The organism is Collinsella sp. WCA1-178-WT-3 (M1) (assembly GCF_009696325.1).
GTDB lineage: Bacteria > Actinomycetota > Coriobacteriia > Coriobacteriales > Coriobacteriaceae > Collinsella.
Map to the genome: position 1 here is coordinate 58,976 of NZ_VUME01000007.1, position 20,274 is coordinate 79,249.

Below are 20,274 nucleotides of genomic sequence, written 5' to 3' on the forward strand. Positions count from 1 at the left end.
TCACGATCCCTCCTTTGACCCCGATGCTTGCGGAACCAAGCGCACCGCGCGTAAGCGGCACGAGGCGTCGCCGGCATCCGCGGCAACCGTCACCATGTCGACCCAGCCGCGCCCATCGCGCACGATGGCGCCCCATACGTTGCCCTTGATGTCGAGGTAACCGCTTAGAGCGAGCTGGGCTGTGGGCACCTCGCGATAGACACGCAACAGGTCCGCGGCAGCCTCGGTCATCGGCCGCTCCTCGGCCCATGTCAGTCGGACTGCGACTGCGTTGTCCGCAGATGGACCTGCCGCAACATCCGACCGTTCGTCGAGCGCCCGCAGAAAAGTTTGTGCCGTGACGGCGGCATCCCTGTCGGCCGTGTCCCGCGCTTTGTCATCGGGAGGCGCCACCGCGCCCGAGCTCCCATCCGCGACGGCCCCAGAACGCTGCTGTCGCACGGCATTCAGCCCCCAGAGCGTCGCCGCTATCGCCACAATCAGGCAAGCGAGCACCAGCAGCACGCCAACAGAATGCCCGCCTTCTACAGGCTGTTGATGCCGTCTTTGATCGCGTTCCATAGCTTTTCGACGTTGCCCTTAAATGCAACGATGGCAATGATCGCGATTACCACGAGCACGCCGACCAAGATGGCGTACTCGGTGGTACCCTGCGCGCTTTCCTCCTGCACCAGCGCCTTGGCACGTTGACAGGAACGCATTGCACGGTAAAGCGTCCAACTCCAAACCCTACCCATAACGTCAGCCATTTTGTTCATGTATTCCTCCCTACATCATCCCGCCTGCTCCCAGCAGCGGGCCCAATATGGATAACAGCAGTGCCGGCAAGATGAGCGTGCCGGTGGGAATCAGCAGCTTGACGGGCGCTCGTTCAATCTCGCGCTCGACCGCGGCACGATGGGCGGCGCGGATCTCGCGACTTTGGGCAGCAAGGGTCTCGGCAAGCGGGGCACCCAGGGCGAGCGCTTGACCCACCGTAATGGCAAAGGTCTCGAGCGCCCGCACGTCCAGGTCCTGCGCGGCCGCCAACAACTCGTCCTCGCGCGCTCCCACGCCCACCTGCCACGCCATGCATGCCCGTTCAAGCCGAACAGTCAGCGCCGATCGACGATTGGCGCAAAAGATCTCGAGCGCCGCATCGAACGAAAGGCCGGCGGAAAGCCCCAGGCGCACCACATCAATCATCTCGGACACCTCACCGAGCGAAACCTGCGCTGAGTTGTCCCCGCCAAATGCGCCCCTCACCCGCGCAATAGCGGCATCGATCACCGAATGGGACGCAGCAACGACCAGCACCGCCTCGCCCCTGAAAATCTCCATGGCCTGGCGCACATCCGAGCGCTCCAGGCCCGTCGCGACAAATACGCCGAAGGCGCACAGGCAAGCCGCGGCGGCAACCAGGGCGCTCACAGCTCCACCCGCATAATGCGCCGGATAACCACCAGGGCGACGCCGTTAAGGGCAAGCCCCAGAACCACGGCGCCGGCGCCTACCGGCGTTGCGAGACCGTAGCGAAAATCTGCCGAAAGCAGGGCCAGCACCGCGCACATACCCGCCGGCATCGCCGCGACCATATGCGCCGACATGCGCGCCTGCGACGTTTTGACATCCAGGCGGCGCTTGAGCTCAATACGCTCCCCCACCATGCTCGACGCCTCGGACAGCAGATCGGCAAGCGGGGCACCGGTCCGCTGCGACACCTTGAGCGCCAACGTGACAAGCGAAAGCCCGGGGGCGTCGATGCGGACAAGCAGGTCGTCGAGCGCATCGGCAGCCGAAATGCCACAGTCGATCGCCGCCGCCACCCGCAGAAACTCGGTATGCACCGGCTCTTGCGCGTGAGCGCCCACAAACCGCATGCCCTGGGCCAGCGAATGTCCCGAGGCAAGCGACATGGAAAGTGCCGTAAAGGCCTCGGGCATGGCTTCCTCTACATCGCGCTGCTCGCGTCGGTGGTCAAAGATGTCGCGTGCGGCGCCCGCGGCAAAGGGCGCAACCGCCCCCAAAACAAAGCCGATGGGCGATAGCGACACCACGGCAAGTGCAAGGCAGCAGACGCCACTCGATAGCAACAGGAACGCTAAGCGTGAAGCATCATCCTCAACGACAAGACCGATGCGGCGCACGGGAACCAACGATACCCAGGAGCGGGCGATCTTTTTTAGAAGATCATTTTTCACCAGCTCGTGTGGCAGCTTCTCGGCCACCGATTCAAACATATGGCGCACCAGCTCCGCCGGCGGCACCCTCGGCACATGAGGCTCCACTCCGCATACCGTCGCGACCGAAAACCCGGCAAGGCCCCCTACGACGAGGGGCACAACGACCTCCATTCGTCCACCTCCTCCTGTGTAAGCGTTCCCGAGCGCAAGCCCTCTGCGATAAACGGCGGCTCGCGGTTGAGGGTCCAGGTGCGCTCGGCGGCATCGAAGGTCACGTAGCGCTCGAGTTCCACGCCACCCGACGCGCCGCGTCGCACCCCCGAATAGGAGGACACAAAACGCCGGCCGTCCGCATGGCGCTCGGACATCACGATGCCGTCAAGCGCCATAGCGATTTGTTCCTCGATAAGCTCGCTCGGCAGATCGATGCCATAGCGCGCAAGCAGCGTCAAACGCACCACGGTCTCTTGCTCGGTGCCCGCATGAAGCGTGGTGAGCGACCCATCGTGCCCGGTGTTCATGGCCTGCAGCATGTCGCAACATTCCGCACCGCGTACCTCACCCACCACAATACGGTCGGGACGCATACGCAGGGCGTTGGTCACCAGGTCGCGGATTGTCACCGCACCCTCACCCTCAATTGAAGCCTCGCGCGCCTCCAGGCGAACCACATGCGGGTGATGCGCGAACTTGAGCTCGGCGGAATCCTCGATCGTCACGATGCGCTCGCCGGTAGATATCTCGCACGATAGCGCGTTGAGCAGCGTAGTCTTGCCCGACCCCGTACCGCCCGCAACCGCCAAATCTTGGCGCAGCGACACCGCACACGAAAGCAGTTGCGCATACCAAAGCGGCAGCGACCCCAGGCCCACAAGCTCGTCCAACGAACAGATGCGATCCGAGAACTTGCGGATAGTGAGGATCGGCCCATCGATCGCCACGGGAGGAATCACCGCGTTGACGCGATAACCTGTCTTGAGGCGGGCGTTGACGATGGGACTGCGCTCGTCGATACGCCTGCCCAGCGGCGAGATGATGCGGTCGATGAGCACGCGAATCTGCTCGTCATCCTCAAACGCATGCTCGATGGGGTATAAGACCCCGCCGCGCTCAAAGAAAGCCGAGCGGCAACCGTTGATCATAATCTCGGTGACGGTGTCGTCCTCGATGAGCGGCTGCAGCGGGCCCAAGCCCACCACGTCATCCAAGATCTCGTTGATGATGGTCTCACGCTCGGGCGTCGCCAGGTCGGTCGGTTCTTCCACGTTGAGTGCCGCCTCCACCGCAGGACGCAATTCCGAGCGGGCAAGAACCGGATCGACGTAGGCACTGATGCGTGCCACCTCGTCGTAGCCCACGCGATCCATCACGGCCCGCTTGGTGCGGCGCTTGACCGCACGGCGCCATCCCACATCGACAGGCGCCGTCGCCGCCGCCGCACCGGCTGCTTTGATTCTCGTTTGCAGGCTCATCGGCAATCACCCTCACGCGACCAGGGAAGGCGGATGCGCGGGCGTTCGGCACGCGTCGCGCGGTCGATGACCGTGTCGCTCCAAGGCCCTACGGCGCAGCCCAGCTCCACGAGCATCTCGCGCGTGGCTTCGCGCACACTGGTCGCGAAGGCACTGGCCTGACCCACGGCCTCGTCGGCACGACCAAACGCCATGAGTGCAGCCAAATCCTGCCCGCCATCGGCAATTCGAATTTTGGAACTGAGCGAGCACGCGATCTCAAAACGAATGGCGACATCCTCGTCCGCCCCACGCGCGCCAAATCGGTTGAATACGGCGCTCATGCGCGTGCGCGGCACGCCCACACGGCTCGCCAGCTCAATGACGCGCGCTGCAGACGTCGCGGAAGAAACTGACGCATCACCCACGACAAGGCAACGGTCGCACGCCGCCACCGCAGCCGCCACGGCATCGCCCCAAAAGACCGAGGTATCGATAAGGACCACGTCGGACTCACGACGCAAGATGTCGAGCAGCAGCTCTACCGGACGCGCCATGAGCTCGGCGCGCTCGGGCGCTGCGACAGGCCCCCAAAGCGTAACGCCTGGGGCAACGCGCATCGATGCAGCGACCACGTCTGGCTCCGCAAGTGCGCCCGCGACCGACGGCTCGATAAGTGTCGCCATGTCATGTGGGGCATCGGCGCCCAGCAAGTCGTAGAGATTTCCAAACATTAGGTCCAGATCGAGTACGGCAGCTCGCAGACCCAGCAACGAAGCGGCATGCGCCATCGTGGCGACAATCGTCGATTTGCCACAGCCGCCCGATCCCGAGACGGCGCAGATGACCGGAGCTCGATGCGACGTCGACGCAGTGTCTGCCAGCGGTGCAGGGGCTGACGACGTGGGCGGCAACGTCCCCGTCTCGCCAGCCGCACCCAAGCGCTGCGTCCACGCCGGCACGGCAGGCTGCTCAAACGGTAGGGGCGGAACTGGGGATTCCGCTGTCACGTCGACGTGCGGGCCATCACCCGCGACAAGCCCCTCGACCTCATCGAGTCCATCGGCCAGGCTCACGCCGTGCACGTATCCCATATCTACGGCCAGGAGGTCTTCGCCATACGGTATCGACGCTCCGGCGTCATCACATGCAAGGGGGCCCGGGGGGCGCCGAACATGCTCGGCTTCCGCTTTCCCATAGTCATCAACACGCGGGCCTCTTGTAGCGCGAGGCGCCCCGGGTTCCCTATCAACAAAAACATCGGGCTCAAGCGACACGCCCCAATCGGAATCAACCGCTCCCTCGCCCACATGTCCGCTGCCGCATATGCTGTGCGCAGCGATGACCTCGGTCGCCCCCGCGCGAAACAGCCCCTCGATATCCGACGGATCGAGCGCCTCTATCAACACGACGACGCGGCTCACGCGTCCTTCGGCAGTCAGGCGCGCGACGGTCTCTCGCACATCTTTAGTATCAAACAGGGATGCCGCGATAATGGCAGCGCCACGGCGCGAAGGAAACGCCCGAGCCATAGACACCAACCCGTCTAGGTCGCCCACGCGAAGCACCTGCGCGCCCGCATCGCGGCCCTCGACTTCCTGCTGCAGCAGTCCGTAATCGCCACACGCGCAGCACGCAAGCCAGATCGCCTTCATCACTCGTCGCCTCCGCTCTTTTTGCCGCGTGCCGTGGCGGGAATCGTCAAGCTGACCGTTCCCTTGCCCGAGGCTCCCAGCAATTCCTTGACGTCTTTGGGGTCGGCCGCCAGCGTCACCCACTCGACCTTGCCTTCGCGCGTGGCACCGGCCTCGTCGCTGGTATCGATCACATACGCGCCGCACAGCCGGTCGGTCACGCCGTCTTTTTGCACGTACACATCCACATAGCTGCCCACGCCTGCGGCTCCGCCCACCGAATGCTCGGCATCGACCGCCACCGAAACGGCAACCTTGCCCTTGGGCACCTCGAGCGTATGGCTCTCGGCTTTGGTGTAGACATCGCAGACCACGGCATTTTTGGGAATACGCGAGGTCGTCACGTCGCCACGCACCTGGCGCAGCTCGGTCGCCGCATCGCGCGGCAGCAGGCTCGCGAGCCACTCTTGGGTTACGACATTGGTCTCGTCGAGGGTCTCACCCACATCGATATCACGTGCGGCAACGCAAACTTCGACGCGATCGCCGCCGTATTTGGCCAAGGTTTTGGCCTGGGCCTGCTCAGCCCGCGAACGAACCGATGATCCGTAAACCATGCAGAGTGCCGCGGCGAGCACGCCCGCTGCCAGACTGATGGCGATGCGCTTGCTCTTGTTCACGGCAGCTCCTCTCAAGACAGCACTGGGCGGATGGGATGCCCGTACCACTATTGTCCGAGCGGCCAAGCAACAAAACAGCGCGATCACCATCTTGGTTTTAAGTGTCAAACCAATTACCAGCCAAGAGCTGACCAACCCGTCAAGCCCGCGGCAAGGTTTTGGTCAGCGCGTCGGCAAAACGCTCATTTAAGGGCGCATCGGCAGTAAAAAAGCCGCCTCCCGCATAGTTGGAAGACGGCTGTCATAGATAAATTCAATTACAGATGGACATCGGGATCGAGCATTTGGGCACTCACACGCATGGATGACGCCAAGTTTTGGAACGTTTCCAGGCGCAGGCCATCGATCTGCCCGGCATCGGCGGCATCGCGAACGGCGCAGCCCGGTTCGTGGGTATGCGTGCAGTCGCCAAACCGACACGCACGCGACACCTCGACGATCTCGGGGAAGGCACGCGCCAGGCCCCGCTCGTGACCAACGAGCGGCAAACTGCGCAGGCCCGGAGCGTCGGCAATGACGCCGGCGTCGCCCGGCAGCGCCACCATCACGCGCGCGACCGTGGTATGGCGGCCTTGGTCGTCGCGCTCGCGCACACCACCGGTAGCCAGCGCATCGTGGCCCAGCAGCGCATTGAGCAGCGTCGACTTTCCGGCCCCCGACTCACCCAGGATCATGGCGCACGTTCCCGCCGGCACACAGGCGCGCACCTCATCCAAACCACGGCCTTCGGCAGAGGACGTCACGATCACGCGCACGTCCGGGCCCACCAGACGGCGCACGCGATCCAGATCGCGCTCGAGTTCCGCGGCCTCGCAGCGGTCGGCCTTGGTAAGCACCACCACCGGCTCGGCATCGCAGTCGAGCGCCAACACCAGCGAGCGCGCCACGCGGTCGAGCAGCACCTCGCCGGCGCCAAGTGCCTGCACGATCAGCACGCTATCCACGTTGGAACAAAGCACCTGACGCTCGCCGCGGGCGCGGCCACGCCAACGCTCAAAACTCGTGCGTCGCGGCAGGACGCATTCGATTACGCCCATGTCGTGCCCGGGTGTACGACGCACCGCCACACGGTCGCCCACAGCCGGCAGCAGTACCTCGTCCTCGCCGCGCGACTTGGCAAACCCCACGGCATGCTCGGCACGAAAGGTATCGTCGGCCGTCGCCACCAGCGGAAACCCGCGGTCCAGGCGCACCACGGCACCGAGCTGCATCTGCTCGGGCTCCTCGGCCTGAGCGCAAAAGTCGTCAAATGCAGCCTGCTGAGCCGCATCGACCGGCAGGTCATCGAACGCCGGAACATCCTGCAGTGCGTCAAGCCCCGGTACGCTTGCCAGCAACTCCTCAGCAGATGCGGGAGCCTCGGTCGCGAGCTTCCGACGACGATCACGCTTGGCCCGCGCCCCCGTCGTCTTTTTCTTCGCCTTAGCCCTAGCCTTGCCCACAAGCGCCTCCCAGCACCACAAATCACAACTGAGCAGGTATTTTAAATCAAAAAGAGCTGGCCGGGCAAAGCCCTAACTCAAAAAGAGCCGGTCGAGCAAACGCTCGACCGGCTCACAAACTTTCCCTCAGCCCTTTATCATCCGCGCGGGAGAAAAGCCAGCAAGGATGCCGCAGGGCCCGCCCGCCGGGAGGGGTTTCCTAAGGGCACATCCCGCAGCCGCAAAGCGGCGAGGACGTGCCCGTGGAAACCCCGCAGGCGGTCGGGCCCGGACAGGAACGTTACTCTTTTTCGACCGCGCGCATGATCGCCTTGTAGATCTCCATCAGCGGAATGATCAGGAAGGCAAGGCCCAGCGCGGCGATAACGCCCTTGAGCTCAAGCGTCACGGGGCCAAAGAACATCTCGGCAAGCGTCGGCTGCACGGTTACGATCACCGTCAGCACCAGCGCCAGCGCGGCAGAGGCCCACAGCCACTTGTTCTGCTTCTTCATCTTAAACAGCGACGTGCGGCGGCTGCGCATGTTAAAGCAGTGGAAGATCTCGACCATGTTGAGCGTGATGAAGGCCATCATCACGCCTTCCTCGTCGGCGACGCCGGCGATCATATCGGCGATGTGGATGTAGCCCATGTCAAAGTACACGCCCACAAAGAAGCTCGCCAGCACCAACGCGGCAATGATCAAGCCCTGGACCACGCAGTCCAGGCCCATATTGCCGGCAAAGACGCCGTCCTTGGCGTTGCGCGGCTTGCGCTTCATGATGTCGCCCTCGGCATCCTCCATGCCCAGCGCGAGCGCGGGGAAGCAGTCGGTGACCAGGTTCACCCACAGCAACTGCACCGGCTGGAAGATGGTAAAGCCGATGAGCGTGGCGATAAACACCGAGAACACCTCGGCAAGGTTGGCCGAAAGCAGGAACTGGATGACCTTGCGGATGTTGTCGTAGATGCGGCGACCCTCTTCGCAGGCACCGATGATGGTGGCGAAGTTGTCGTCGGCAAGCACCATGTCGGCGACGTTCTTGGTAACGTCGGTACCGGTGATGCCCATGCCAACGCCGATGTCGGCACGCTTGATGGACGGGGCGTCGTTGACGCCGTCGCCCGTCATGGCCACGATCTGGTCGCGCGACTTCCAAGCCTCGACGATACGGGTCTTGTGCTCGGGCTGGACGCGGGCGTACACGCCGTAGTCCTCGATGTGCGCGTCGAGTTCCTCGTCGCTCATGCGATCGAGGTCGGCACCGGTGATGGCATGGCTGCGATCGGTGACGATGCCCAGCTGCTTGGCGATGGCCACGGCGGTGTCGATGTGGTCGCCCGTGATCATGACGGTGCGGATACCGGCATCGTGGGCCTCGCGGATGGCGTCGGCGACCTCGGGGCGGACCGGGTCAATCATGCCGGACAGGCCGCAGAAGACCAGGTCGTGCTCGAGCGCGGCGGGGCTGCAGTCGCTCGGGACCTCGGTGTAGGTGCGGCTTGCCAGCGCCAGCACGCGCAGGGCCTCGTCGGCCATGGCCTTGTTGGCGGCCACGAGCTCGGCACGACGCTCCTCGGTCAGGGGGACGACCTTATCGCCCTCGTAGATGTGGGTGCACAGGCCGATCACCACGTCGGGCGCGCCCTTGGTGTATTGCTCGTACTCGCCGTCCAGGGTCTCAACGACCACGGACATCATCTTGCGGCCCGAGTCAAACGGGGCCTCGCCCACGCGCGGGTGCTCGGCAGTCAGACCAGTGAGGCCCGCCTTTCCGGCATCGTTGACGAGCGCGCACTCGGTCGGCTCGCCCACGGCCTCGCCCAGTTCCTCGTCCCACTGGGCATCGGAGCACAGCGCCATACCTGCCAGGAACTTCTCCTTAGGCGCAGCGAGCTCGTGCTTGACGACGGTCATCTTGTTTTGGGTAAGGGTACCGGTCTTGTCGGAGCAGATGGTCTGCGTGCAGCCGAGAGTCTCGACGGCAGAGAGCTTGCGGATAATTGCCTGGCGCTTGGCCATCTTGGTCACGCCAAGCGACAGCACGATGGTCACGACGGCGACCAGGCCCTCGGGGATGGCAGCGACGGCGAGTGAGACGGCGACCATAAAGGTGTCGAGCAGGGCAGTCGGGTCGGTAAGGACGTTGCCCACGCCGTGGCGGACGATGTCGACGCCAAAGATCACGACGCAGATGACGATCACCATAATGGTGAGGATACGGCTGAGCTCGGCGAGCTTCACCTGCAGCGGCGTGAGCTCTTCCTTGGCCTCGGCCAGGGCACCGGCGATCTTGCCCATCTCGGTATCCATGCCGGTGCCGACCACGACGGCGCGGCCACGGCCGTACACAACGGTGGAGCCCATGTAGCACATGTTCTTGCGGTCGCCGAGCGGCACGTCATCGGTGCCCGCGGCAAGCTCGATCACGTTGGCGTGCTTCTCGACCGGCACCGACTCGCCGGTGAGCGCGGCCTCTTCGATTTTCATCGTGGCGCTCTCGAGCACGCGGCAGTCGGCCGGGACGGAGTCGCCCGCCTCGAGCATGATCACGTCGCCGGGTACGAGCTCGGCGCTCGGCAGGTGCACGAGTTTGCCGTCGCGTAGAACCTTGGACTGCGCCGCGCTCATCTCCTGAAGGGCCTCGAGGGCCTCCTCGCTCTTGGCTTCCTGGACCACGCCCAGCACCGAGTTGACGATAACGACGAACATGATGATGGCGACATCGGCAAAGTCCGCCTCGCCCTTAACCATGCCCGTGAGCGCGCTGATAACGGCGGCAACGATCAACATGATGACCATGGGGTCGGCCATCTGCTCAAAGAAACGCTTCCACAGCGGCGTCTTCTCGGCTTCCTCGAGCTTGTTAGGGCCTGTCTTGGCGAGGCGCGACGACGCCTCGTCGTTGCTCAGGCCGAGGTTCTCATCGACACCTTGGTCGCTGAGCACCTCCGCCGCGGCGGACAGGTATTCCTTTTGCATATAGAGTCCCCTCCTGGGATTCGGGCCACTCAGCAGATTGATGCCCGATCATAATTCCCAGGAGAAGGGCAAGGGCTCATCAAGGCTGCCGTGCTGAGCGGCAGTTGATAGTGGAGCTATGGTACCCCAAAGCGACGCGTCTAGCCAAAACAATCCATTTGGAAATATGGTCCGTATGCAACGATGCGGACCGTGTGATGCTCAATACTGATAAAACGTTTTTTCTTAGGCGCGTCGCCAAACTAACATATCGCCCAGATAGCAGCGGTTAGAGCGGTTGGTAAAATTTTTTCATATACCGTTTTTCCCGTAAAAAATGAACTTCTAATTCGGCATACGGTCGATTTTTTGGGGTATTCGGTCGGCATTTCGTTATAATCAACTCAGTTTTATTTCTTATGGTTTATCTATCAGCGCAAGACGATGTCAGATGGAGGTCTGAATGTACAAGCGCACTAAGATTGTATGCACCATGGGTCCCGCCTGCGATAGCGACGAGACCATCCGCGAGATGATCAAGGCGGGCATGAACGTCGCCCGTTTTAACTTCTCGCACGGCTCCTACGACGAGCACCACGGTCGCATCGAGCGCGTCCGTCGTATTTCCAAGGAGCTCGGTATGCCCGTCGGCATCCTGCTCGACACCAAGGGCCCCGAGGTCCGCACCGGCCTTCTGGTCGACGGCAAGAAGGTTGCCGTCAAGACCGGCGACAAGATCGTCGTTACCGCTCAGCCCACGTCCGAGGATTTCCACGGCACCGCTGAGCACATCTCCCTCGACTACCTGGCTCTGCCCTCCGAGGTCGAGAAGGGCTCCCTCATCCTGATCGATGACGGCCTGGTTGCTCTCGAGGTCGAGTCCGTCGACGGCCAGGACATGACCTGCGTCGTCAAGAACGACGGCCTAATCGGCGAGCGCAAGGGCGTCAACATGCCCAACGTCAACATCTCGCTGCCCGCCATCACCGAGCGCGATCGTCAGGACATCCTCTTTGGCCTGACCGAGAACATCGACTACATCGCCGCTTCCTTCATCCGTGACGGCGAGTCTGTCCGCGGCATCCGCGAGCTTTGCCGCGAGAACGGCGGCGAGCACGTGACGATCTTCCCGAAGATCGAGTGCGCCCTGGGCGTCGAGAACTTCGATGAGATCCTCGAGGCTTCCGACGGCATCATGGTCGCCCGTGGCGACCTGGGCATCGAGATCAAGCCCGAGCTCGTTCCGCACATCCAGAAGGAGATCATCGCCAAGTGCAACGCGGCCTACAAGCCCGTTATCACCGCTACGCAGATGCTCGACTCCATGCAGCAGAACCCGCGCCCGACGCGCGCCGAGGTTGCCGACGTTGCTAACGCCATTTACGACGGTACCGACGCCGTCATGCTGTCCGGCGAGTCCGCTGCCGGTAAGTACCCGGTCGAGGCCGTCAAGATGCAGGCCAGCATCGCTCTCGAGACCGAGAAGTACCTCCCGGCTCACGCTCCGCTCGAGGTTCCGGCCGATGCTCACGGCACCCGCGTCGTCAACAACGTTGTGGGTATGTCCGCTGTGAACATGGCCACCACCGTTGGCGCCAAGTGCATCACCGTGCCGACGACCACCGGCCGTACCGCTCGCCTGATCTCGCACTTCCGTCCCAACATGCCGATCTGCGCGTTCTCCCGCCACGAGTGGGCCGTCCAGCAGATGATCATGTACTGGGGCGTTATCCCGCACAAGGCCGAGATTACCCAGGGCACCGTCAACGGCACGATCGTCAAGGCGATCGAGACCGCTAAGGAGCTCGGCTACGTCGAGACCGGCGATTTGACCGTCGCTACCGCCGGCGATCCCCGTATGAGCGTCCAGCTTGAGGACAAGGTCTCCTCGACCAACGTCGCCTACGTCGCTCAGGTGCGCTAAATCGCACTTGCAAGCACATTTGCATTAAAAAGGGCCCGGAAGGCTTCGCCTTCCGGGCCCTTTTTAAGACGTACTTCATATGCCGCTTCATCGATTTGTGTTCAGTCGCGAACCTTTCCGATGCCGAGCGCACCACCGAAGATGCCCTGCGACGGAAGCTGTTGGTCGATTGGGATGAACTGTTCACCGCGAAGTCAGCCGGCTAGCAGCTAGCGACCAGAGGGACTGCGGGGACGTCAGAAGCGGCAACGCGGGCGGCAAAACCCGCCTCGGTTAGCTCGACGACCTCGGTAAACGTTGCGTCAAAGAACTCTTCGGTCAGCAGACGGTACGGCGGATGATCCGGATCGCCGGGGTTTTCGCGCACAATCTCGTGCATAACGCCAATGGTCTTGAGCACATACTCTTGTGGAATCGAATACTGACCAAACTGGGCCGCCGCGGTATAGAGGCGATCGGTCGCACGCGGGATAGAAACGATGCCGAGCGTCTTGCCAAACCAGTCAAAGTCTCCCTGCTTCTTAATGCGGAACTCCTCGCACGGCTTGCCGCCGCGCGCCTCGAGATATTGATTCACGCGCGTGTTCCACACGGTATCGGCCACCAGATGCGACCAAACGCCCAGCGTCAAATCGAGCAGCGACTGCGCAACGTCATCGGGCGCGAGCGAAAACTCGGCGGCGCCGGGGCCGTCAACCGGCTCGGCGTCTTTGTAGCGCTGCGGATAGTGCACCCGATTGAGCCTTTCACGCTCTTCGACAATCGAGGTCGCTGCAGCCGGCGCACCCGTCGGCGCACCTTTAAGCAACGGCGCCACATAGGTGTCCCAAAACTCATGCTCGCGTGGCTTAGGAATGGGCTCGGGCTTGGCAAAGTGCGTGATGCGATACGGGATGGGGTCGGCAATACCGGGAACCATGTAGCCCACAAAAATGTCCGGAACCACGCTGCCAAACAAAAAGGCATTGCGGTCGCGCACGTTATCAGCAAGCGCACCGGCACGCGCCAGAAGTCGTTCCGTCTGAGCGATATGAATATTCCAACTTGGCATAGCTACCCCCGTAAAAACCCGGATAACTATACCATTCGCAGCAAGTCACGCGCGCGGCCGCAACCCCACTATGCGGCAACTATTCTGCTGCACCGTTTTCGGTTCCATATGATGGCACGGGAGCCCCGACCACGTGGTGATATCGATCGATATAAATCGCACGGGCCCCAAGACGTCGTACTAAATCCTGATGATGCGTGCTCATCAAGACCGTCTTACCGGCAGCAACATAAGCCAGTAGAAAGTTGACCACGATGTCGCAAGAGTCCTCGTCAAGTCCGTTGGTAGGCTCGTCGAGCACCAGAATATCGGGGTTCATCGACACGACGGCAGCCAGCGCCACACGCTTCTTTTGCCCGCCCGAAAGCTGATAGGGCGAGGCATCGACCAGATCGGCAACCTGAAACAGCTCCATGGCATCACGGACGCGGCGCCCAAGCTCGTCCGCCGAAAGCCCCATTTGAGCCGGGCCAAACGCGACCTCCTCGCCGACCGTGGCGCAAAAGAGCTGTGAATCGGCGTTTTGGAACACGAAGCCCACGCGCTGATGGAACCGCTGGGCCATCGCGGAATCCTTGAGATATGCCGCATCGACCACATGTCCATCAAACAGGTACGTACCCGCATCCGCAAGCTCAAGGCCGTTGATAAGCCGCATGATCGTCGTCTTGCCGCAGCCGTTGGGTCCAAGCAGCGCAACCAGCTCACCGCGATTAACCTGCAGCGACACGCTATCGACCACCGTATGGCCCGCATAGGAAAACACCACGTTACGAAACTCGATGAGCGGCGTGGCCTTGGCGCCGGCAGCACCGCTCGCACCCATCGCACCATTTGTATCGTTTGCCAAAACGTCGCCCTTCCCTATTCACATCGACGGCTTGACCGCCCGCGCTACAGCACCGCGCACAACACGGCGAGCAGCACCACAACGGCCGCATAGACCGCGTCGCGCCAGCCAAATCCGTTCCGCGCAGGCGCCGGATATGCGCCGGCAAAACCGCGGCAAAGCATAGCCTCGTCCATCGCGCGGCTGCATTCCATCGCCTTGATAAAGGTCATGCCCATGATACCCGCGATCGAATCGGTACGCGAAAATCCTGCAGGCGCACGGCCAACGCTGCGCAGCAAGACTGATTCGCACAGGTCGTGCGCCGTGCGTCCCAGCACCTCGATGTGTTTGAGCGCCATATCAAACGTAAAGATAACCTCGTCGGGCAGGTGCAGCATCTTAAGCGCCGCCGACATGCGACTCCAGGTAAGCGTCCACGAAACGCCCAGCACCAGCGTCACGTTAATGAATGTCTTGAGCGCAATCTTGAGCATGGCGCCCGTGGCAGAAGCACCCAGCAGCAGGGCCGGCAGCGCCAAAACCACGGCAAACCCCGCGGCAGCCAACGCCGGCACAAAGGTCGCGCGCAGCCCGCGTACGGGGCGCGCCGCAACGAGCGCCAACGCGATCGCTGTCATCAGCATCAAGTACAGCGGGCTCTGCGTCAGGCATACGCACAGGACGCAGACGAACATCCCCACCAAACGCACTGGCGCCGAAACGGAAGAAAGGGCGCGGTCGATAATCGACCCGCCCTTATGCACGCCGCCACCTAGGCGAACCCGCTCAAGCAGGCTCGCCAGGTGCAGGACATTTTTTTGCATCACACGATGCCGAGCCCCCGCGGGCTCATAACACTGCTCGGCCGCAAGCCAGCTAGGCAGCTCGACCGTCGCCATGGGCTCCGCTTTCCTTAACCGTCAGCGAGATCAGGCGAAAGGCGATGGTGAGCACCGCCACGCCAATCACGCCCGAGAGGATATACATGGCAGCCTGGCCGGCAAAGCCAAGGCCCTGCTCTTCGGAATAGGCCTGCAGATAATCGCCCGTGGGCAGGGCATCGGCAAAGGTCGGGGTATCGAGACCGACCGAAGTCTGCAGACTGTCGTCACCAGCCTCCTGAACGGCGGTCGCGGCGCCCTCAGCGTCCCACTCGCCCCAGGCGTCACCCGTGGCAAGCAAGCCGAGCGGCGTGGCCACGACAAGCACGGCGACCAGGATGAGCGTGGGGACCAGCGAGGTCTTCTTGGCAGCAGCACCCTCGGCAGCAAGCTGGCCATCGGCGGCCTCGGGCCCGACGATAACGCTCGGCGCCGTCTTCTTAATGAAACCGTAGATGGCGGCCGTCGCCACGCCCTCGACCACGCCGGCAACCAGCATATGCGGGATCATCATGGCAGGGATAGCAATAGAGAGCGGGAAGGGGCAGTACAGCGGAGCGCCCGAAGCGTTGGTAAAGAGCATCGGCTGAATACCAAACTCGATCGCCGTGCACAGGGCTGCCAGGCACAGGCCGACCCAGCCACTCACCGCAGCGGAGACCGCGGTGCCCCAGCTCCTATCGTGCAAACGGCTGTTGAGCGCACGGAACACGATAGCAGCGGCAAACGGCAGCACGAAGGCCATGTTAAAGCAGTTGGCGCCAAAGGACAGGATGCCGCCGTCGCCAAACAGCAGCGCCTGCAGCGCCAGCGCGACCGAAACCGCGATGGCCGCGGCCTCCGGGCCCAGCAGCAGCGCGATGAGCGCGCCGCCGACGGCGTGACCCGTGGTACCGCCGGGCAGCGGCACGTTGAACATCATGAGCAAGAAAGAGAATGCGGCGCAGATGCCCAGGAACGCCATGTGCTCGCGGTCGAGCGTGACGCGCACCTTTTTGATGCAGTGAACCCAAACGGGCACCATCGCCACTGCCATGACGGCATCGGTCTGCGGGGACAGATAATTATCTGGAATGTGCATGTACGCCTCCCGGTTATCGGCGCACGGAATTGCAACGCCGCTTAAATCACCTTGCCAGTGTTACGTATTGTCAGATTCGTAACACGCCACGGGCTATCATAGCAAAACGGCGCGCTGCCGACAAAGCAGCACGCCGTTATGTAATGCGCGTGTCATATATGCAGGCTCAGCAGTGCCTTATACCGAGGATAGCAGTCACGTAAGGCTCGGCAGCAGCCACCGCTGCCCCATACCCCAGTGCAGGGCCTAGCCGCGGACCTCGCCGTTTACGCCCTTGCACACCTTGGTGACGATCTTCTGGTGCGCTTTTTCGACCTCTTCGCTGGTAAGCGTGTGGTCGTCGGAGCGATACGTAAGCGCAAAGGCCATGGACTTCTTGCCCACGCCCACGCGGACCGGATCGCGGTAGACATCGAACAGACGCACGCCCTCGAGCAGCTTGCCACCGGCGCTGGTAATGCGGCGCTCAAGGTCCTCGCAAGTCACGGAGTTGTCGACCACGATAGCCAGGTCGTGCTCAACAGCCGGGTACTGCGAGAACTCGCGGTAGTTCTCCTGGTTGCGGGCGCCCTTGATCAGCTTGTCCAGGTCGAGCTCAAAGGCAACGACGACCTCGTCGATGCCCATGGCCTCGCGCGCCTCGGGGTGGATCTCGCCGACCCAGCCCAGCACGGTGCCGCCAGACAGAACCTCGGCGGCACGGCCCGGCTGCAAGAAGGCATAGTTCTCGCCCTCGACGGGACGGAAGCGAACCTTCTCGATGCGCAGCTGGGCGAGCAGCTCCTCGACGATGCCCTTGCCAAAGAAGAAACGCAGCTTGCGGTACTTCATGTTCCAAGACTGCTCGCTCCACTGGCCCGAGAGCACGCCCGCCACGGACTTAGTCTCCTTGGGCAGGCTGGCGTTCTCGCGGCCGTGGAACAGGCTGCCGACCTCGTACAGGTGCACGTTGGGCGTGCCATGGGCCTCGTTATACGCCACAGACTGCAGCAGACCCGGCAGCAGCGAGCGGCGCATCTCGGTCTGCTCGGCCACCAGCGGGTTCATAAGTACCACGGGGCAGCCGCGGCCCTCGGTGGACATGCCGATCTTCTCCAGGTCGCCCGGGGCGGCAAAGCCAAAGGTCGTGGTCTCGTTGAGGCCGCAGGCGCGCAGGATCTCGCCGACCTTGCGGGTAAGCTTCTGCTCGCGGGTCAGGCCGCCGATGTGGTTCTTGGCAGCCGGGATGGTCGCCGTCACGCGGCCCATGCCCCACAGGCGCAGGACCTCCTCGATCAGGTCGATTTCGCGCGGCAGGTCGGGGCGGAAGCTCGGCGGGGTAACCATAAAGTCCTCGCCGTCGCGCTCGACGGTGCAGCCCAGGCGGGTGAGCGAGCGCTCGATAAAATCGGGCTCGATGTCGGCGCCGCAGATGGCGTGCACGCGGGCCAGGCGCAGCTTTATGCTGTCGATGGTCTTGGGCGCGGGGAACACATCTACGTAGCCGGGAGCGACCTCGCCGCCGGCGATCTCCTCGATGAGCGCGCAGGCAACATTGGCCACATCCACGCAGCCGGTCTCATCGACCTGGCGCTCAAAGCGGATGGAGGCGTCGGAGATCAGCGACAGGTCGCGGCTGGTGTGCGAGGTGCGGCCGGCGTCGAAGCAGGCGCTCTCGACCATCACGTCGACGGTGTCGTCCTCGATCTCGGAATCCATGCCGCCCATAACGCCGGCCAGCGCCACGGGGCGCTCGCCGTCGGTGATAAGGCCCATGCCGGCATCGAGCGTGCGCTCCTCGCCGTCGAGCGTCGTGAACTTCTCGTCCTGCTGGGCGGCGCGAACCACCACGCGGCGCCTGCCATCGCGCTCGGCAAAGGTGTCCAGGTCAAAAGCGTGCAGCGGCTGACCGGTGAGCATCATCACGTAGTTGGTGATGTCGACGATGTTGTTGTGCGGACGCACGCCCAGGGCGTTAAGGCGCTTGACCATCCAGTCAGGCGAGGGGCCGACCTTCACGTTGCGCACGATGCGAGCGACATAGCGGTCGCACAGGCCCTCGTCGGCGATCTCGACCGAAAGCTCGTCGTCGGTCGCGCGGCCGGTCTCCGCCTTGATGGCGGGCAGCTCAACGTGGAAATCGCGATCGAAAATGGCACCGGTCTCACGGGCCATGCCAATCATGGACAGGCAGTCGGGGCGGTTGGGCGTAATCTCGCAGTCGAGTACGATGTCGCTCGAGCCCACATACTCGGCAAACGGCATGCCGCAGGGCGTATCCTCGGGCAGGATCATGATGCCGGAGTGGTCGCCACCCAGGCCGAGCTCGCGCGCGGAGCAGTTCATGCCCATGGACACGACGCCGCGAAGCTTGCTCTTCTTGATCTTGACGTCACCGGGAAGCACGGCGCCGATCATTGCCGTGACGATGTGGTCGCCGGCCTCAAAGTTCTGCGCGCCGCAAACGATCTGCAGCGGGGCGGAATTGCCGTCGGCGTCGAGGTTCTTGTCACCCACGTCGACCGAGCACACATACATGTGGTCGCTATCGGGGTGCGGGGTCTTGGTGAGCACCTTGGCAGTCACCACGTGGTCGAAGGACTCGCCCACGGTGTCGATCGCCTCGACCTCGGTGCCGGTACGGATATATTCGTCCGAAAGGGTCTTGGGATCCTCCGGAATATCGATCATGGTCTTGAGCCAGTCGTAAGAAACACGCATCTAACTGGTCTCCTTTCATCTGTAACGTCTGCAATAAACAGACGGAAAACTCCAGCTACGGAGACGGGTTTCCGAGGTGCCGCAGGTTGCCCCGAAAGAGGAGCGCCGCGTACTTGGGTACGCAAGCGACGGTTTGAGGGGCAAGGTGCGGTGGCTCGGGAAGCCGCCGGGACAGGTCAACTTAAAACTGATTCAGGAAACGCATATCGCCTGTCATGAGCGTTCTGAGGTCGGGCAGGTCGTAGCGCAGGGCAGCGACGCGCTCGGCGCCAATGCCAAAGGCGAAGCCGGTGTACTTCTCGGGGTCGATGCCGCAGTTGATCAGGACGTTGGGGTCGACCATGCCGCAGCCCAAGATCTCGATCCAGCCGCTGTGCTTGCAGAAGTTGCAGCCCTTGCCGCCGCAGACGTGGCAGCTCACGTCCACCTCGCAGGAAGGCTCGGTGAAGGGGAAGAAATGCGGGCGGTAACGCGTCTTGCGGTCCTCGCCAAACATGCACTTAACAAAGTAGTCGAGCGTGCCCTTAAGATCGCCAAAGGTGATGCCTTCGTCGACGACCAGGCCCTCGATCTGGTTGAACTGCGGCAGGTGACAGGCGTCGGCCGTGTCGGGACGGTAGACGGTGCCCGGGCAGATCATGTAGATGGGCGGCTTCTGCGACTCCATGGTGTGAATCTGCACGCCCGAGGTCTGGGTGCGCAGCAGCACGTCGGACTCGCCGTGGGCATGCGCCTCGGGGTGCGCGACGCTGCCGGGGTTGTTGTCGACCACATAGAAGGTGTCGCGGGCCGAGCGGCTCGGGTGATCCATGGGGGCGTTGAGCGCGGTGAAGTTGTAGTAGGAGGTGTCGACCATGGGACCGGACTCGACGGTGTAGCCGATACCGCTAAAGATATCCTCGGCCTCCTCGATGATCTGCTTGATCAGGTGCTGGTGGCCGATCTGCGGACGAATGCCCGGCAGCGTGATGTCGACGGCCTCGTGCTCGAGTGCGTGCTTGAGGGCGGCGGCCTTCATCTCGGTGGTGCGCTCGTCGAGCATGCCCTCGATCAGCTGGCGCATCTCGTTGGCGCGCTTGCCCATCACGGGGCGATCCTCGGGGGCGAGCTTGCCCATCATGCGCATCAGGCCGGTGATGCGGCCCTTGCGGCCGAGCAGCTCAACGCGCGCAGCCTCGAGCTTGGCGGCGTCGTCGGCGCCTGCGACGAGCTCCTTGGCCTCTTCCTCGAGTTTGACCAGATCATCAATCAGACTCATGTCTTCCCTTTCGTCTCTTGCGTTCCCCGCTCGCCAGGACGACTGCCGCCGTCTGGCGTTGCAAAAACGCGGCCCGGTTCGGTAACAAAAAACCGTCCTCGGGCATGTGCATTGCCCAAGGACGGTTGAATTCCGCGGTACCACCTTGTTTGACCCGGCGGATGTCTGGCCCGCCGTGCCCACTCTGTGCCCCTTATCGCGAGGCTCACGGCTTCCCTACTGAGGCTTCGCCGCCGC

General features: G+C 63.0%; 17 protein-coding genes. 2 read left to right on the plus strand and 15 right to left on the minus strand.

The window, feature by feature from the left end:
* The 7 genes from FYJ40_RS05870 to cpaB form a co-directional block, all read right to left on the minus strand.
* Nucleotides 1-231, minus strand: coding sequence for a hypothetical protein (locus FYJ40_RS05870; protein ID WP_154517646.1), 231 nt, complete (start codon nucleotides 229-231; stop codon nucleotides 1-3).
* A 293-nt stretch (nucleotides 232-524) separates the two neighbouring features.
* Entirely contained in the window at nucleotides 525-758 is a 234-nt protein-coding gene (locus tag FYJ40_RS05875; RefSeq protein ID WP_154517643.1) for a hypothetical protein, read from the minus strand.
* Between the two features lie 10 nt (nucleotides 759-768).
* Complete coding sequence (locus FYJ40_RS05880; protein WP_370450647.1) at nucleotides 769-1,410, minus strand: type II secretion system F family protein; 642 nt, start codon at nucleotides 1,408-1,410, stop codon at nucleotides 769-771.
* Nucleotides 1,407-2,333 carry a type II secretion system F family protein gene (locus tag FYJ40_RS05885; protein ID WP_154517640.1) on the minus strand — a complete coding sequence of 309 codons (927 nt, stop codon included), beginning with the start codon at nucleotides 2,331-2,333 and terminating at the stop codon, nucleotides 1,407-1,409. Before FYJ40_RS05885 ends, FYJ40_RS05880 begins: the two co-directional genes overlap by 4 nt.
* Nucleotides 2,306-3,634 (minus strand): CpaF family protein, encoded by a 1,329-nt coding sequence (locus FYJ40_RS05890; RefSeq protein WP_154517637.1) that lies wholly within the window; start codon nucleotides 3,632-3,634, stop codon nucleotides 2,306-2,308. The genes FYJ40_RS05885 and FYJ40_RS05890 overlap by 28 nt, the downstream gene beginning before the upstream one ends.
* Nucleotides 3,631-5,268, minus strand: a complete 1,638-nt coding sequence (locus FYJ40_RS05895) for a P-loop NTPase (protein WP_154517634.1) — start codon at nucleotides 5,266-5,268, stop codon at nucleotides 3,631-3,633. The genes FYJ40_RS05890 and FYJ40_RS05895 overlap by 4 nt, the downstream gene beginning before the upstream one ends.
* Entirely contained in the window at nucleotides 5,268-5,927 is a 660-nt protein-coding gene (gene cpaB, locus FYJ40_RS05900) for a Flp pilus assembly protein CpaB (RefSeq protein ID WP_370450646.1), read from the minus strand. Before cpaB ends, FYJ40_RS05895 begins: the two co-directional genes overlap by 1 nt.
* Between cpaB and FYJ40_RS08935 the strand changes: the two genes are divergently transcribed.
* The gene (locus FYJ40_RS08935; RefSeq protein WP_195838599.1) at nucleotides 5,914-6,117 is read left to right on the plus strand and encodes a hypothetical protein; all 204 of its coding nucleotides are present in this window, start codon (nucleotides 5,914-5,916) and stop codon (nucleotides 6,115-6,117) included. The two genes, cpaB and FYJ40_RS08935, sit on opposite strands and share 14 nt — an antisense overlap.
* A gap of 67 nt (nucleotides 6,118-6,184) precedes the next feature.
* On the opposite strand, the gene rsgA is transcribed toward FYJ40_RS08935, so the two are convergent.
* Both rsgA and FYJ40_RS05910 read right to left on the minus strand, forming a co-directional pair.
* On the minus strand, nucleotides 6,185-7,138 hold the full coding sequence (rsgA, locus tag FYJ40_RS05905; protein ID WP_195838597.1) for a ribosome small subunit-dependent GTPase A: 954 nt from the start codon (nucleotides 7,136-7,138) through the stop codon (nucleotides 6,185-6,187).
* A 511-nt stretch (nucleotides 7,139-7,649) separates the two neighbouring features.
* A complete protein-coding gene (locus FYJ40_RS05910; protein ID WP_154517628.1) occupies nucleotides 7,650-10,331 on the minus strand; it encodes a cation-translocating P-type ATPase in 2,682 nt (893 codons plus the stop codon).
* 442 nt (nucleotides 10,332-10,773) lie between these two features.
* Here FYJ40_RS05910 and pyk point away from each other — a divergent pair, with 442 nt between their 5' ends.
* Nucleotides 10,774-12,234 (plus strand): pyruvate kinase, encoded by a 1,461-nt coding sequence (gene pyk / locus FYJ40_RS05915; RefSeq protein ID WP_154517625.1) that lies wholly within the window; start codon nucleotides 10,774-10,776, stop codon nucleotides 12,232-12,234.
* Between the two features lie 202 nt (nucleotides 12,235-12,436).
* Here pyk and FYJ40_RS05920 read toward each other — a convergent pair whose 3' ends face one another.
* The 6 genes from FYJ40_RS05920 to pheS form a co-directional block, all read right to left on the minus strand.
* Entirely contained in the window at nucleotides 12,437-13,285 is an 849-nt protein-coding gene (locus FYJ40_RS05920; protein ID WP_154517622.1) for a hypothetical protein, read from the minus strand.
* 79 nt (nucleotides 13,286-13,364) lie between these two features.
* Complete coding sequence (locus FYJ40_RS05925; RefSeq protein ID WP_154517619.1) at nucleotides 13,365-14,135, minus strand: energy-coupling factor ABC transporter ATP-binding protein; 771 nt, start codon at nucleotides 14,133-14,135, stop codon at nucleotides 13,365-13,367.
* Between the two features lie 44 nt (nucleotides 14,136-14,179).
* Nucleotides 14,180-15,016 (minus strand): energy-coupling factor transporter transmembrane component T, encoded by an 837-nt coding sequence (locus FYJ40_RS05930; protein ID WP_154517616.1) that lies wholly within the window; start codon nucleotides 15,014-15,016, stop codon nucleotides 14,180-14,182.
* Entirely contained in the window at nucleotides 14,994-16,079 is a 1,086-nt protein-coding gene (gene cbiM / locus FYJ40_RS05935; RefSeq protein ID WP_154517613.1) for a cobalt transporter CbiM, read from the minus strand. The genes FYJ40_RS05930 and cbiM overlap by 23 nt, the downstream gene beginning before the upstream one ends.
* A 246-nt stretch (nucleotides 16,080-16,325) precedes the next feature.
* Nucleotides 16,326-18,779 carry a phenylalanine--tRNA ligase subunit beta gene (gene pheT / locus FYJ40_RS05940; protein WP_154517610.1) on the minus strand — a complete coding sequence of 818 codons (2,454 nt, stop codon included), beginning with the start codon at nucleotides 18,777-18,779 and terminating at the stop codon, nucleotides 16,326-16,328.
* A 181-nt stretch (nucleotides 18,780-18,960) separates the two neighbouring features.
* Nucleotides 18,961-20,037 carry a phenylalanine--tRNA ligase subunit alpha gene (pheS, locus tag FYJ40_RS05945; RefSeq protein WP_154517607.1) on the minus strand — a complete coding sequence of 359 codons (1,077 nt, stop codon included), beginning with the start codon at nucleotides 20,035-20,037 and terminating at the stop codon, nucleotides 18,961-18,963.
* Nucleotides 20,038-20,274 lie beyond the last annotated feature (237 nt).

What these genes read in the sequence shown, in the direction of transcription:
- pheS (WP_154517607.1), bottom strand. Translation starts at nt 20,037, where the DNA reads ATGAGTCTGATTGATGATCTGGTCAAACTCGAGGAAGAGGCCAAGGAG.
- FYJ40_RS05885 (WP_154517640.1), bottom strand. Translation starts at nt 2,333, where the DNA reads ATGGAGGTCGTTGTGCCCCTCGTCGTAGGGGGCCTTGCCGGGTTTTCG.
- FYJ40_RS05895 (WP_154517634.1), bottom strand. Translation starts at nt 5,268, where the DNA reads ATGAAGGCGATCTGGCTTGCGTGCTGCGCGTGTGGCGATTACGGACTG.
- FYJ40_RS05870 (WP_154517646.1), bottom strand. Translation starts at nt 231, where the DNA reads ATGACCGAGGCTGCCGCGGACCTGTTGCGTGTCTATCGCGAGGTGCCC.
- FYJ40_RS05930 (WP_154517616.1), bottom strand. Translation starts at nt 15,016, where the DNA reads ATGGCGACGGTCGAGCTGCCTAGCTGGCTTGCGGCCGAGCAGTGTTAT.
- FYJ40_RS05875 (WP_154517643.1), bottom strand. Translation starts at nt 758, where the DNA reads ATGAACAAAATGGCTGACGTTATGGGTAGGGTTTGGAGTTGGACGCTT.
- FYJ40_RS05910 (WP_154517628.1), bottom strand. Translation starts at nt 10,331, where the DNA reads ATGCAAAAGGAATACCTGTCCGCCGCGGCGGAGGTGCTCAGCGACCAA.
- pheT (WP_154517610.1), bottom strand. Translation starts at nt 18,779, where the DNA reads ATGCGTGTTTCTTACGACTGGCTCAAGACCATGATCGATATTCCGGAG.
- pyk (WP_154517625.1), top strand. Translation starts at nt 10,774, where the DNA reads ATGTACAAGCGCACTAAGATTGTATGCACCATGGGTCCCGCCTGCGAT.
- FYJ40_RS05920 (WP_154517622.1), bottom strand. Translation starts at nt 13,285, where the DNA reads ATGCCAAGTTGGAATATTCATATCGCTCAGACGGAACGACTTCTGGCG.
- cbiM (WP_154517613.1), bottom strand. Translation starts at nt 16,079, where the DNA reads ATGCACATTCCAGATAATTATCTGTCCCCGCAGACCGATGCCGTCATG.
- FYJ40_RS05890 (WP_154517637.1), bottom strand. Translation starts at nt 3,634, where the DNA reads ATGAGCCTGCAAACGAGAATCAAAGCAGCCGGTGCGGCGGCGGCGACG.
- rsgA (WP_195838597.1), bottom strand. Translation starts at nt 7,138, where the DNA reads ATGCAGCTCGGTGCCGTGGTGCGCCTGGACCGCGGGTTTCCGCTGGTG.